We start from the raw sequence: 12,088 nt of genomic DNA, 5'->3' as shown, positions 1-12,088 counted from the left end.
GCTGGAAATATGAGAGTGCGCAAAAAAAGGATCTTCACACTTTGGCGTGAAATGGCAAGGGAAGTCATGGCCACGCTGTAGGAGTATCTTCAGATCACGACTGGAGGCCGAAGGACTCCCGGCGGCGTTACCGATGGTCGCGGTTATTGCCAGCGCGGCAGCCGCCGCCGGGCGCCTATCGGCGCCAGTCGCGATGGGAACCAGCGCTCCAACAAGGAGCGCCTGCGTCGCTGTCGTCGAGCCCCCTTCCGCAATGCAGCCTATGCAGAGCAGGTTCACGCCAAAATGCGATGAACCCAAAAAAACCGGCTCCCAAGGGAGCCGGTTTTTGCATTGCTGCTACAGCGTTGCCGGGCCAGGCCCGAAGCCGAGGATCACTCCTCGACGGCAACCTCTTCCTCGGACTCGACGATCGGACGATCGACCAGCTCGACGAAGGCCATCGGCGCGTTATCGCCGGTGCGGAAACCGCACTTGAGAATACGGACGTATCCGCCCGGACGCTCGGCGTAACGCGGACCCAGCTCATTGAAGAGCTTGCCGACCGCTTCCTTCGAGCGGGTACGGCTGAAGGCCAGACGACGGTTGGCGACGCTGTCCTGCTTGGCCAGGGTGATCAGCGGCTCGATGACGCGACGCAGCTCCTTGGCCTTGGGCAGGGTTGTCTTGATCACTTCATGTTCGACCAGCGAGACGGACATGTTCTTGAACATGGCCTGGCGGTGCGAGCTGGTACGATTCAGGTGACGACCACTCTTACGATGACGCATGGTTGCTATTCCTTACCAAACTGGGACTCGAGTCGACGCTCACGCAGAGGCCTTGTCGTCCTTCAGGCTTGCCGGAGGCCAATTCTCCAAACGCATGCCCAGGGACAGACCGCGTGCTGCCAACACGTCCTTGATTTCGTTCAAAGACTTCTTGCCGAGGTTCGGCGTCTTCAGCAGCTCGACTTCGGTGCGCTGAATCAGATCGCCGATGTAGTAGATATTCTCGGCCTTCAGACAGTTGGCGCTGCGGACGGTCAGCTCGAGATCGTCTACGGGGCGCAGCAGGATGGGATCGATGTGATCCTCTTCCTCCTCGACTTCCTGTTCCTTGTCGGCTTCCAGGTCGACGAACGCTGCCAGCTGCTCCTGCAGGATGGTGGCGCTGCGACGGATGGCCTCTTCCGGATCCAGGGTGCCGTCGGTTTCCAGGTCGATGATCAGCTTGTCGAGGTCGGTACGCTGCTCGACACGCGCGGCATCGACGGCATACGAAACACGGCGCACGGGGCTGAAAGTGGCATCCAGCTGCAGGCGGCCGATGGCACGGGACTCATCGTCGGCGCCGACACGTGCATCCGCCGGCTCGTAGCCACGACCACGGGCAATCTTCAGCTGCATCTTGAGTTCAGCGCCCTCGTTAACGTGGGCGATGACGTGATCCGGATTGACGATCTCGACATCATGATCAAGAACGATGTCACCCGCTGTCACCACGGCCGGGCCCTGCTTGTTCAGCGAGAGCACCGCCTCGTCACGACTGTGCATGCGGATGGCCACGTCCTTGAGGTTCAGGAGGATCTCGATGACATCTTCCTGTACACCCTCGATCGCGCTGTACTCATGCTCGACACCCGAGATCTCGACTTCCACCACGGCACAGCCGGGCATGGACGAGAGCAGAATGCGACGCAGCGCATTCCCCAGGGTGTGACCAAAGCCACGCTCGAAGGGCTCGAGTACGATCTTCGCGTGATGCGCGCTGATCTCTTCGACCTTGATATCGCGCGGACGGAGAAACTCTGTCACTGAACGCTGCATAACTACACCTTTGAGGCTGCCTATCGGTTACTCGGTACTCGTTGCCGGCCCCGAAGGACCGGCACGACGCGATCAGCGACGCTTACTTCGAGTACAGCTCGACGATCAGGTTTTCGTTGATGTCGGCAGACAGGTCGCCGCGTTCCGGGATAGCCTTGAAGGTGCCTTCCATCTTCTTCGCGTCCACCTCGATCCAGACCACCTCACCGCGGTTGGCGGCAATGGAGAGCGCACTCTGGATGCGCGCCTGGTTCTTGGCTTTCTCGCGAATGGAGACCACGTCACCGGGCTTGACCTGGTAGGACGCCACGTTGACGGTGCGGCCGTTGACGGCGATGGCCTTGTGGCTCACCAGCTGACGTGCTTCAGAGCGGGTGGAACCAAAGCCCATACGGTAGACGACGTTGTCCAGTCGGGTTTCGAGCAGCTGCAGAAGGACTTCGCCGGTGGCGCCGGAGCGACGGGCGGCTTCCTTGTAGTAGCTGCGGAACTGCTTTTCGAGTACGCCATACATACGACGCACTTTCTGCTTCTCGCGAAGCTGCAAGCCGTAGTCTGAAAGACGCTGACGGCGCTGGCCGTGTACACCCGGGATCTGCTCGGATTTACACTTCTTCTCGAAGGGAGTCACGCCACTCTTCAGAAAGAGATCGGTGCCTTCACGACGAGACAGTTTGCACTTCGGTCCAATATAACGAGCCATGAATCTGTCTCCTTAAACGCGGCGTTTCTTCGGCGGACGGCAGCCATTGTGGGGAATGGGCGTCGCGTCGGTGATGCTTTGCACGCGGAAGCCGGCAGCGCTCAGAGCGCGAACGGCGGATTCACGGCCAGGACCGGGGCCCTTGACCAGCACGTCGACGTTTTTCACACCATACTCGGCTGCAGCAGTTGCTGCACGTTCGCTTGCCACTTGAGCAGCGAACGGGGTGCTCTTGCGAGAACCACGAAAACCCGAACCACCGGCAGTCGCCCAAGAGAGAGCGTTGCCCTGGCGGTCTGTGATCGTCACGATCGTGTTGTTAAAAGAGGCGTGGATATGCGCGATGGCATCCACTACCTGCTTTTTAACCTTTTTACGGTTGCTACGCGGGTTAGCCATGTTGATGTCGTTTCCTGTCTTTACGCCAGAACGTGCGTGTTACTTGCGAATCGGCTTGCGCGGGCCCTTGCGGGTACGCGCGTTGGTCTTGGTACGCTGACCACGCAGCGGAAGACCGCGACGATGACGCAGACCACGATAGCAACCCAGGTCCATGAGACGCTTGATGTTGAGCGTCACATCACGACGAAGGTCGCCTTCTACGGTGTACTTGCCGACTTCACTACGCAGGGCATCCACTTCTTCAGAGGAAAGCTCCTGAATCTTGGCAGTCGGCGCGATGCCGGTGGCGGCACAAATCTGCTGTGCACGCGTGCGGCCAATCCCGAAGATATAGGTCAGCGAGATCGCCGCATGCTTGTTGTCCGGGATATTGACGCCTGCAATACGGGCCATCAGCTTACTCCGAAATTTGAGCGGCTTGCTCGTTTAGTCACTACAAAAGGCGCAACAGCATACCCCTTTACCCGATGAAGGGCAAGGGGCATGCCGGCACCGCTTTCAACACGCGCCAGAATCAACCCTGGCGCTGCTTGTGCCGCGGTTCGATGCAGATGACGCGAACGGCGCCATTGCGACGAATGATCTTGCAGTTACGGCACATTTTCTTTACGGAAGCTCGAACTTTCATCGTTCCTTACTCCAAAATCGGCTCGCGGCGCAGATGCTCCGGCTCTGCGCTTCAGCGCATGATGCCGCCGCTGCCATAGCCTTTCAGGTTGGACTTCTTCATCACCGAGTCATACTGATGCGACATGAGATGCGACTGCACCTGGGCCATGAAGTCCATGATCACCACGACAATGATCAGCAGCGCGGTTCCGCCGAAGAAGAACGGCACGTTCCAGGCCACGATCAGGAACTGGGGCATCAGGGAAACCGCAGCGATATACAAGGCACCGAACAGGGTCAAACGCGTCATGACCTTGTCGACATAGCGAGCGGTCTGTTCACCAGGGCGTATGCCCGGCAGGAATGCGCCTGACTTCTTGAGATTGTCGGCGACATCCTTGGGGTTGAAGACCAGCGCTGTGTAAAAGAAGCAGAAGAATATCACCGCCGCGCCGAAAAGCAAGATATACAGTGGCTGACCTGGGCCGAGCGCCTGAGATGCACGCTGCAACCACTCCATGCCGTCGCCGGCCCCTACCCACTGTCCCATCGATGCGGGGAACAGCAGAATGCTGGAGGCGAAGATGGCCGGAATGACGCCCGCCATGTTCACCTTCAGCGGCAGGTAGCTGCTCTGGCCGGCATACATCTTGTTGCCGACCTGACGACGCGGATAGTTCACCGTAATCCGGCGCTGCCCGCGCTCGATGAACACCACGAAAGCCACGGTGGCGACACCCAGTACGGAAAGTGCCAGCAGCGGCAGCACGTTCCAGGCACCTTCGTTGCGGGCCAGCTCGAAGGCTTGCCCCACGGCACCCGGAAGCCCGGCGACGATGCCGGCGAAGATCAGCAGCGAGATGCCGTTGCCGATGCCCTTCTCGGTGATCTGCTCGCCCAGCCACATCAGGAACACCGCACCGGTCACGAAACTGACGATGGCGGTGAAGTAGAAGCTGAAGTCGGCCGTATACGCGATGCCCTGGCTGGCCAGGCCCACCGACATACCGGTGCCCTGGACAAGCGCCAGCAACACCGTGCCGTAGCGGGTGTACTGGCTGATCTTGCGGCGGCCGGCCTCACCTTCCTTCTTGAGCTGCTCAAGATGGGGTGAGACCGCGGTCAAGAGCTGCATGATGATCGACGCCGAGATGTACGGCATGATCCCCAGCGCCATGATGCTCATGCGCTCCAGCGCACCACCCGAGAACATGTTGAACATGCCCAGGATGGTACCCTGCTGCTCCCTGAACAAGGCAGCAAGCTGGTCAGGATTGATACCGGGCACGGGAATATGGGCACCGATACGGTACACCACGATGGCGAGGAGCACGAAGCGCAGACGCGCCCACAGTTCACTCAGACCGCTGCCCATCGCCGGCATGTTTCCTGACTTGGCCATTTAGTCCTCTACCTTGCCACCGGCGGCTTCGATTGCAGCACGGGCACCCTTGGTGACCTTGATGCCGCGCACGGTAACCGCCTTGTTGACGTCGCCGGAAAGGATGATTTTCGCGTGTAGCGTGGCATCCTTGAGCACGTTGGCTTCCTTGAGAGTCGCCATGGTGACTTCATCACCCGCCACCTTGGACAGCTCGCCCAGGCGAACTTCTTCGGAGACCAGCGACTTCGCGGAGGTGAAGCCGAACTTGGGCAGGCGCCGCTGCAGCGGCATCTGACCGCCCTCGAAGCCAGGCTTCACGGTGCCGCCACTGCGCGACTTCTGGCCCTTGTGGCCACGGCCGCCGGTCTTGCCCAGACCGGAGCCGATGCCACGACCGACACGCTTTTCGGCGTGCTTGGAACCCGGTGCCGGGCTCAGGCTATTGAGTTTCATGGATTACTCTCCCTCAACACGCACAAGGTAATTTACCTTGTGGATCATGCCGCGAACGGCAGGGGTGTCTTCCAGTTCAACCGTATGACCAATGCGACGCAGACCCAGGCCTTTCATGGTTGCCTTGTGCTTGGGCAGTGTGCCGATGGTGCTGCGGGTCTGGGTAACCTTGAGTGTTGCTGCCATGGTATTCACCCCGTGATCGCGTCGACAGACAGGCCGCGCTTGGCGGCGATGTCGTCCGGCGACTGCATGGAAGCGAGGCCCTTGACGGTTGCCCGCACCACGTTCACCGGATTGGTGGAACCGTAGCACTTGGCCAGGACGTCATGGACGCCTGCCAGCTCGAGCACGGAGCGCATGGCACCGCCAGCGATGATCCCGGTACCTTCGGAAGCCGGCTGCATGTACACCTTGGAGGCACCGTGACGGGCCTTGACCGGGTACTGCAGCGTGTGGCCCTTCAGGCTGACCTTGACCATGTTGCGGCGCGCCTGGTCCATGGCCTTCTGGATCGCGACCGGCACTTCACGCGCCTTGCCACGACCGAAGCCCACACGACCATTGCCGTCGCCGACGACGGTCAGAGCGGTGAAGCCGAATATCCGGCCACCCTTGACCACCTTGGCGACACGGTTGACCTGTACGAGCTTTTCCTGCAGGTCGCCGGTGTTCTGTTCGTTCTTCGCCATCGTAAAACCCTTTAGAATTCCAGGCCGCCTTCACGTGCGGCGTCGGCCAGGGCCTTGACACGGCCGTGGTACTTGAAGCCGGCACGATCGAAGGCTACCTGGGTGATGCCTGCCTGCTTGGCACGTTCGGCAATCAGCGCACCCACCTTGGCAGCGGCGTCCGAATTACCGGTCGCACCCTCGCGCAGATCCTTGTCCAGCGTGGAAGCGCTGGCCAGCACCTTGCCACCATCCGGCGAGATAATCTGCGCATAGATGTGACGCGGGGTACGGTTGACGCACAGGCGATACACGCCCAGCTCGCGGATCTTCGCGCGAGCGCGGCGGGCACGACGGAGACGAGATTCTTTCTTCGCGTTCATAACCCTGCCTTACTTCTTCTTGGCTTCTTTGCGACGCACCTGCTCGTCGGCGTACCGTACACCCTTACCTTTATAGGGTTCCGGGGGACGGAAGGCGCGGATTTCCGCAGCGACCTGGCCGAGCTTCTGCTTGTCCGCGCTTTTCAGCACGATCACGGTGTTCTTGGGCGTTTCCGCCGAGACACCATCAGGCAGTGTGTAGTCGACCGGGTGCGAGAAGCCCAGTGTCAGGTTGAGCGTCTGGCCCTTGGCCTGGGCACGATAGCCGACGCCGATGATTTCCAGGGACTTGGTGAAGCCCTCGGAGACGCCGGTGACCAGGTTCTGGACCAGTGCGCGTGTGGTGCCGGCCATGGCCCAGGACTTGGCGGTCTTGCTCGGGTTGAAGGTCAGCTGACCCTCTTCCTGGGCGACCACCACGTCCGGATGAACGGTCATGGACAGCGTGCCCTGGCTGCCCTTGACGGTCAGCTGGTCGCCATCAAGCTTGATGTCGACGCCGGCAGGCACTTTAACCGGATATTTGGCTACGCGGGACATTCCAAACTCCTAGAATACGGTGCAGATGACTTCGCCACCGACGCCCGCCTGGCGAGCGGCACGGTCGGTCATCACGCCCCGGGAGGTGGTGACGATCGCGACACCCATGCCATCCGCCACCTTGGGCAGTGCAGACTTGCCCTTGTACTGGCGCAGAGACGGCTTGGAAACCCGCTGCAGGTGCTCGATGACCGGCCTTCCCTCGAAGTACTTGAGGGTTACGGTCAGCTCGGGCTTGGTGCCTTCAGCCACCGCGAAGTCGGTGATATAGCCCTCTTCCTTCAATACGCGGGCCACCTCGACCTTCAGCTTCGAAGACGGCATGGTAACCGTCTCCTTGGTGGCCATCTGCGCATTGCGGATACGAGTGAACATATCCGCCAGAGTGTCTTGCATGCTCATTTACGTTGCGCTCCTGATGATTCCGTGGCGGCTTACCAGCTGGACTTCTTCAGCCCAGGGACTTCGCCACGCATAGCGGCTTCGCGCAGCTTGTTGCGGCCCAAGCCGAACTTGTTGTAGTAGCCGTGCGGACGGCCGGTGATACGACAGCGGTTACGCTGGCGTACCGGGCTCGAGTCACGCGGCAACTGCTGCAGCTTGAGCGTTGCGTCGAAGCGCTCTTCTTCAGAAGTGTTCACGTTCTGGATGATCGCCTTGAGCTCGGCGCGGCGGGCCGCATACTTCGCGACCAGCTTGGTGCGCTTGAGCTCACGCTCTACCATGCTCTTCTTTGCCATGATCCAACCCTTATTTCTTGAACGGGAAGTTCAGCGCGCTCAGCAGCGCACGACCTTCCTCGTCGGTGTTGGCAGTGGTGGTGATGGTGACATCCAGACCACGAATCCGGTCGATCTTATCATACTCGATCTCCGGGAAGATGATCTGCTCACGCACACCCATGGAGTAGTTGCCGCGACCGTCAAAGGACTTCGGGTTGAGACCACGGAAGTCACGCACGCGGGGTATCGCGATGTTGACCAGGCGATCGAGGAATTCCCACATACGCTCACTGCGCAGGGTCACCTTGATGCCGATCGGCCAGCCTTCGCGCACCTTGAAGCCCGCAATGGACTTCCGTGCCTTGGTCACCAACGGCTTCTGACCGGAGAGCTTCTCCAGGTCGCCGACGGCATTCTCGATCAGCTTCTTGTCGCTGGTTGCGTCGCCGATGCCCATGTTCAAAGTCACCTTGGTGACCCGCGGCACCTGCATCACATTGGCGTAGCTGAACTGCTCTTTGAGCTGAGCCACCACCTCGTTCTGATAACGTTCTTTCAAGTTCGCCATTTTGCTACCCGACTCGCGTTAGGCGTCGATCTGCGTCTGCGTCGACTTGTAGATACGTACCTTGGTACCGTCTTCCTTAACCTGGAAGCCGACGCGATCCGCCTTACCGGTCTCCGAGTTGAAGATCGCCACGTTGGACGCGTGAATCGGAGCCTCGCGCTCGACGATACCGCCCTGCTTGCCCGCCATAGGATTGGGCTTGGTGTGACGCTTGATCATGTTCACACCGGACACCACAAAACGTTCCTCTCCGAGGACGCGCTTTACCGTGCCACGCTTGCCCTTATCCTTGCCGGCGATGACGACCACTTCATCGTCACGTTTGATCTTTTGCATATCCGCCTCGCTCCTTACAGCACTTCGGGCGCCAGGGAAATGATCTTCATGAACTTCTCGTTGCGAAGCTCACGTGTCACCGGTCCGAAGATACGGGTACCGATCGGCTGCTCGTTGGTGTTGTTCAACAGAACTGCCGCATTTCCATCGAAGCGGATCAGCGAGCCGTCGGGACGACGGACACCGCTGCGGGTGCGAACCACCACCGCCTTGAGGACCTGGCCTTTCTTGACCTTGCCACGCGGAATGGCTTCCTTCACCGTGACCTTGATGATGTCACCCACGCGGGCGTAGCGACGGTGAGAACCGCCAAGCACCTTGATGCACTGCACCCGGCGCGCTCCGCTGTTGTCGGCGACATCCAGCATTGTCTGAGTCTGAATCATCGGTTTTCTCCAAACCTAATCTGACTGCTCTCGCCGAGCTCAGCCTTTGGCCTGCTCGACCACCTCGACCAGGGACCAGGCTTTCTTCCTGGACAGCGGACGGCATTCCTGAATGGAAACCGTGTCGCCGACCTTCGCCTGGTTTGTCTCGTCGTGGGCGTGCAGCTTGGTGGAGCGCTTGACGTACTTGCCATAGATCGGGTGCCGCTCACGGCGCTCGATCATGACGACGATGGACTTCTCCATCTTGTCGCTCACCACCTTGCCGGTGAGCGTACGAGCTTTCTTTTCTTCGGCCATCTCAGTCACCTGCCTTCTCGTTGAGCACAGTCTTGACGCGGGCGATATCCCGACGGACCTGCTTGAGCAGATGAGTCTGGCTCAGTTGGCCAGTGGCCTTCTGCATGCGCAGGTTGAACTGCTCGCGGAGGAGTTCGAAGAGCTGCTCACGCAGTTCGTCTACTGACTTTTCACGAATTTCCTGGGCTTTCATCACATCACCGTCCGTTTCACAAAGGTGGTGGATATGGGCATCTTCTGGGCCGCCAGGGAGAAGGCTTCACGAGCCAGCTCTTCCGACACCCCTTCGATTTCATACAGGACCCGGCCAGGCTGGATCTGTGCGACCCAGTACTCGACGGAGCCCTTGCCCTTGCCCATACGAACTTCGAGCGGCTTCTTGGAAATCGGCTTGTCAGGGAATATGCGGATCCAGATCTTGCCGCCACGCTTGACGTGACGAGTGATCGCACGACGGCCGGCTTCGATCTGACGCGCCGTGATACGGCCGCGACCGGTTGCCTTCAGGCCATATTCCCCGAAGCTGATCTTGCTTCCGCGATGCGCCAGGCCACGGTTGCGGCCCTTCATCATCTTGCGGAATTTCATGCGCTTGGGTTGTAACATCGACTCGCTCTCCCCTTACCTGGAACCTTTCTTCTTGGAGGGCGCGGCCTGCGGCTGTTTAGCCTTGGCGCGGACCTCTTCGATGCCCCCGAGGATTTCACCCTTGAAGACCCAAACCTTGACACCGATGATGCCGTAGGTGGTTTTTGCTTCGTAGGTGGCGTAGTCGATGTCCGCACGCAGGGTGTGAAGCGGCACGCGGCCTTCGCGGTACCATTCGGTACGAGCGATTTCCGCACCACCGAGGCGACCCGACAGCATCACCTTGATACCACCGGCACCCAGGCGCATGGCGTTCTGCACGGAACGCTTCATGGCGCGACGGAACATGACGCGACGCTCGAGCTGGCCGGCGATGTTCTGCGCGACGAGCTTGGCATCCAGTTCCGGCTTGCGGACTTCTTCGATGTTGACGTGCACGGGCACGCCCATCATCGCCGTGACGTCACGACGCAGACGATCGACGTCTTCACCCTTCTTGCCAATCACGATGCCCGGACGGGCGGTGTGAATGGTAATGCGGGCGTTGTTCGCCGGACGCTCGATGTGGATGCGACTCACGGACGCATTCTTCAGTCGCTCCTCGAGGAAACGACGCACTTCGAGATCATTATTCAGCTTGTCGGCGTAGGCACCGCGCTCGGCATACCACACCGAGGAGTGATCCTTGACGATACCCAGCCGAATACCTGTCGGATGTACTTTCTGACCCATCTGGTCGACTCCTACTTCTCGGCTACCTTGACGGTGATGTGGCAGGTGCGCTTCAAAATGCGATCCGCACGGCCCTTGGCACGCGGCTTGATGCGCTTGAGCGTCATGCCCTCATCGACGCAGATGGTCGAGACACGCAGCTCGTCGATATCCATACCGTTGTTTTCTTCCGCATTCGCGATGGCGGACTGAAGCACTTTCTTGACCAGCTTGGCAGCCTTCTTCGGTGAGAAGGTCAGCAGGTCAATTGCTTCGGCGACCGGTTTACCGCGCACCTGGTCAGCCACCAAACGGGCCTTCTGGGCGGATAAACGAGCGCCACGCAGCTTAGCTGTGACTTCCATCTCTCAATCCTCTCTGGCTTACCGTTTGGCTTTCTTGTCCGCCGCATGCCCGCGATACGTGCGGGTGGCAGCGAATTCGCCCAGCTTGTGGCCAACCATTTCCTCGGAGACGTGCACCGGGACGTGTTGGCGACCGTTATGGACAGCAATGGTGAGCCCGACCATATTCGGCAGGATCATGGAGCGACGCGACCAGGTCTTGATCGGTTTGCGGTCGCTCTTCTCCACTGCAGCCTCAACCTTCTTCAGCAGATGAAGGTCAATGAAGGGACCTTTCTTCAGTGAACGTGGCACAGCCGTTACCTCTTAATGTCTTGGCGTATGGTCTCAGCCCCGTGCCTTGCGGCGACGGATGATGAGCTTGTCGGTGCGCTTGTTCTTGCGCGTCTTGTGGCCCTTGGTGGGAACGCCCCACGGGGACACCGGGTGACGGCCACCGCTGGTGCGGCCTTCGCCACCGCCGTGCGGGTGATCAACCGGGTTCATGGCCACACCGCGAACGGTCGGACGCACGCCTCTCCAGCGCTTCGCACCGGCCTTGCCAAGTTGACGCAGGCTGTGCTCGGAGTTGCTCACTTCCCCCAGGGTCGCGCGGCACTCTGCCAGCACCTTGCGCATCTCGCCGGAGCGCAGACGCAGGGTGGCATAGTTGCCTTCACGAGCGACCAGCTGGGCACTGGTACCGGCGCTGCGCGCGATCTGAGCACCCTTTCCGGGCTTCAGTTCGATGCAGTGCACGGTGGAACCCAGCGGGATGTTACGCAGCGGCAGGGTGTTACCCTTCCTGATCGCCGCGTTGACACCGGACTCGAGACGGTCGCCGGCCTTCACGCCCTTGGGCGCGATGATGTAGCGACGCTCGCCGTCCAGATACTTCAGCAACGCGATGTGGGCGCTGCGGTTCGGGTCGTATTCCAGGCGCTCGACGACGGCGGGAACGCCATCCTTGGTGCGCTTGAAGTCCACGAGCCGATAATGCTGACGGTGACCACCGCCCACATGGCGGGTGGTGATGCGGCCGTTGTTGTTACGTCCACCGGAGCGCGACTGCTTCTCGAGCAGCGGTGCATAGGGCTTGCCCTTGTGCAGATCCTCGCTGACGATCTTGACGACGTGGCGACGACCGGCGGATGTGGGTTTTGTCTTGACGATTGCCATG

The 12,088-nt window shown here is 60.2% G+C and carries 24 protein-coding genes; all 24 read right to left on the bottom strand.

The annotated features are described in order from the left end of the window. Positions 1 to 374 precede the first annotated feature (374 nt). Positions 375 to 770, bottom strand: a complete 396-nt coding sequence (rplQ, locus tag KZO25_RS17525) for a 50S ribosomal protein L17 (protein ID WP_066443693.1) — start codon at positions 768 to 770, stop codon at positions 375 to 377. A gap of 39 nt (positions 771 to 809) precedes the next feature. Beyond that, on the bottom strand, positions 810 to 1,808 hold the full coding sequence (locus KZO25_RS17520) for a DNA-directed RNA polymerase subunit alpha (RefSeq protein WP_043518283.1): 999 nt from the start codon (positions 1,806 to 1,808) through the stop codon (positions 810 to 812). Between the two features lie 82 nt (positions 1,809 to 1,890). Next, positions 1,891 to 2,511 (bottom strand): 30S ribosomal protein S4, encoded by a 621-nt coding sequence (gene rpsD, locus KZO25_RS17515; protein WP_043518281.1) that lies wholly within the window; start codon positions 2,509 to 2,511, stop codon positions 1,891 to 1,893. Between the two features lie 12 nt (positions 2,512 to 2,523). After that, a complete protein-coding gene (gene rpsK / locus KZO25_RS17510) occupies positions 2,524 to 2,910 on the bottom strand; it encodes a 30S ribosomal protein S11 (protein ID WP_043518279.1) in 387 nt (128 codons plus the stop codon). A gap of 39 nt (positions 2,911 to 2,949) precedes the next feature. Beyond that, complete coding sequence (gene rpsM, locus KZO25_RS17505; protein WP_066443688.1) at positions 2,950 to 3,306, bottom strand: 30S ribosomal protein S13; 357 nt, start codon at positions 3,304 to 3,306, stop codon at positions 2,950 to 2,952. Positions 3,307 to 3,427: 121 nt separating this feature from the next. Beyond that, on the bottom strand, positions 3,428 to 3,541 hold the full coding sequence (gene rpmJ / locus KZO25_RS17500) for a 50S ribosomal protein L36 (RefSeq protein WP_009099023.1): 114 nt from the start codon (positions 3,539 to 3,541) through the stop codon (positions 3,428 to 3,430). A 51-nt stretch (positions 3,542 to 3,592) separates the two neighbouring features. Then, complete coding sequence (gene secY, locus KZO25_RS17495; protein WP_066443685.1) at positions 3,593 to 4,924, bottom strand: preprotein translocase subunit SecY; 1,332 nt, start codon at positions 4,922 to 4,924, stop codon at positions 3,593 to 3,595. Beyond that, positions 4,925 to 5,359, bottom strand: a complete 435-nt coding sequence (rplO, locus tag KZO25_RS17490; protein ID WP_066443682.1) for a 50S ribosomal protein L15 — start codon at positions 5,357 to 5,359, stop codon at positions 4,925 to 4,927. Between the two features lie 3 nt (positions 5,360 to 5,362). Further along, positions 5,363 to 5,545: a 50S ribosomal protein L30 gene (gene rpmD / locus KZO25_RS17485; protein WP_066452141.1), complete on the bottom strand. Its 183-nt coding sequence runs from the start codon at positions 5,543 to 5,545 to the stop codon at positions 5,363 to 5,365. Between the two features lie 5 nt (positions 5,546 to 5,550). Next, a complete protein-coding gene (gene rpsE, locus KZO25_RS17480) occupies positions 5,551 to 6,051 on the bottom strand; it encodes a 30S ribosomal protein S5 (protein ID WP_066443679.1) in 501 nt (166 codons plus the stop codon). Positions 6,052 to 6,062: 11 nt separating this feature from the next. Next, positions 6,063 to 6,413, bottom strand: coding sequence for a 50S ribosomal protein L18 (rplR, locus tag KZO25_RS17475; protein ID WP_066443671.1), 351 nt, complete (start codon positions 6,411 to 6,413; stop codon positions 6,063 to 6,065). A 9-nt stretch (positions 6,414 to 6,422) separates the two neighbouring features. After that, on the bottom strand, positions 6,423 to 6,953 hold the full coding sequence (gene rplF / locus KZO25_RS17470; protein WP_066443669.1) for a 50S ribosomal protein L6: 531 nt from the start codon (positions 6,951 to 6,953) through the stop codon (positions 6,423 to 6,425). A gap of 9 nt (positions 6,954 to 6,962) precedes the next feature. Beyond that, positions 6,963 to 7,355: a 30S ribosomal protein S8 gene (gene rpsH, locus KZO25_RS17465; RefSeq protein WP_066443667.1), complete on the bottom strand. Its 393-nt coding sequence runs from the start codon at positions 7,353 to 7,355 to the stop codon at positions 6,963 to 6,965. A gap of 32 nt (positions 7,356 to 7,387) precedes the next feature. Next, positions 7,388 to 7,693 (bottom strand): 30S ribosomal protein S14, encoded by a 306-nt coding sequence (rpsN, locus tag KZO25_RS17460; RefSeq protein ID WP_066443658.1) that lies wholly within the window; start codon positions 7,691 to 7,693, stop codon positions 7,388 to 7,390. A 10-nt stretch (positions 7,694 to 7,703) separates the two neighbouring features. Next, positions 7,704 to 8,243, bottom strand: a complete 540-nt coding sequence (rplE, locus tag KZO25_RS17455) for a 50S ribosomal protein L5 (RefSeq protein ID WP_066443653.1) — start codon at positions 8,241 to 8,243, stop codon at positions 7,704 to 7,706. 18 nt (positions 8,244 to 8,261) lie between these two features. Continuing rightward, positions 8,262 to 8,579, bottom strand: a complete 318-nt coding sequence (gene rplX / locus KZO25_RS17450) for a 50S ribosomal protein L24 (RefSeq protein ID WP_066443651.1) — start codon at positions 8,577 to 8,579, stop codon at positions 8,262 to 8,264. Between the two features lie 14 nt (positions 8,580 to 8,593). Beyond that, positions 8,594 to 8,965, bottom strand: coding sequence for a 50S ribosomal protein L14 (rplN, locus tag KZO25_RS17445; RefSeq protein WP_008959163.1), 372 nt, complete (start codon positions 8,963 to 8,965; stop codon positions 8,594 to 8,596). A 39-nt stretch (positions 8,966 to 9,004) separates the two neighbouring features. Further along, positions 9,005 to 9,265: a 30S ribosomal protein S17 gene (gene rpsQ / locus KZO25_RS17440; protein WP_066443648.1), complete on the bottom strand. Its 261-nt coding sequence runs from the start codon at positions 9,263 to 9,265 to the stop codon at positions 9,005 to 9,007. Position 9,266: 1 nt separating this feature from the next. Further along, on the bottom strand, positions 9,267 to 9,458 hold the full coding sequence (rpmC, locus tag KZO25_RS17435) for a 50S ribosomal protein L29 (RefSeq protein WP_066443645.1): 192 nt from the start codon (positions 9,456 to 9,458) through the stop codon (positions 9,267 to 9,269). Beyond that, complete coding sequence (rplP, locus tag KZO25_RS17430; RefSeq protein ID WP_066443642.1) at positions 9,458 to 9,871, bottom strand: 50S ribosomal protein L16; 414 nt, start codon at positions 9,869 to 9,871, stop codon at positions 9,458 to 9,460. The genes rpmC and rplP overlap by 1 nt, the downstream gene beginning before the upstream one ends. Positions 9,872 to 9,886: 15 nt before the next feature. Beyond that, entirely contained in the window at positions 9,887 to 10,585 is a 699-nt protein-coding gene (gene rpsC / locus KZO25_RS17425) for a 30S ribosomal protein S3 (protein ID WP_066443639.1), read from the bottom strand. Between the two features lie 11 nt (positions 10,586 to 10,596). Then, on the bottom strand, positions 10,597 to 10,929 hold the full coding sequence (gene rplV, locus KZO25_RS17420) for a 50S ribosomal protein L22 (protein ID WP_018917732.1): 333 nt from the start codon (positions 10,927 to 10,929) through the stop codon (positions 10,597 to 10,599). A gap of 18 nt (positions 10,930 to 10,947) precedes the next feature. Next, on the bottom strand, positions 10,948 to 11,223 hold the full coding sequence (gene rpsS / locus KZO25_RS17415; RefSeq protein ID WP_008959165.1) for a 30S ribosomal protein S19: 276 nt from the start codon (positions 11,221 to 11,223) through the stop codon (positions 10,948 to 10,950). A gap of 33 nt (positions 11,224 to 11,256) precedes the next feature. Further along, positions 11,257 to 12,087 carry a 50S ribosomal protein L2 gene (gene rplB / locus KZO25_RS17410; RefSeq protein ID WP_223137944.1) on the bottom strand — a complete coding sequence of 277 codons (831 nt, stop codon included), beginning with the start codon at positions 12,085 to 12,087 and terminating at the stop codon, positions 11,257 to 11,259. Position 12,088: the final 1 nt, after the last annotated feature.

Origin of the sequence: Halomonas sp. ANAO-440 (assembly GCF_019915905.1) — a bacterium.
GTDB classification, from domain to species: domain Bacteria; phylum Pseudomonadota; class Gammaproteobacteria; order Pseudomonadales; family Halomonadaceae; genus Halomonas; species Halomonas chromatireducens.
Note: the sequence above shows the minus strand (reverse complement) of the source record. Positions and strands in the feature narration are given on the sequence as shown.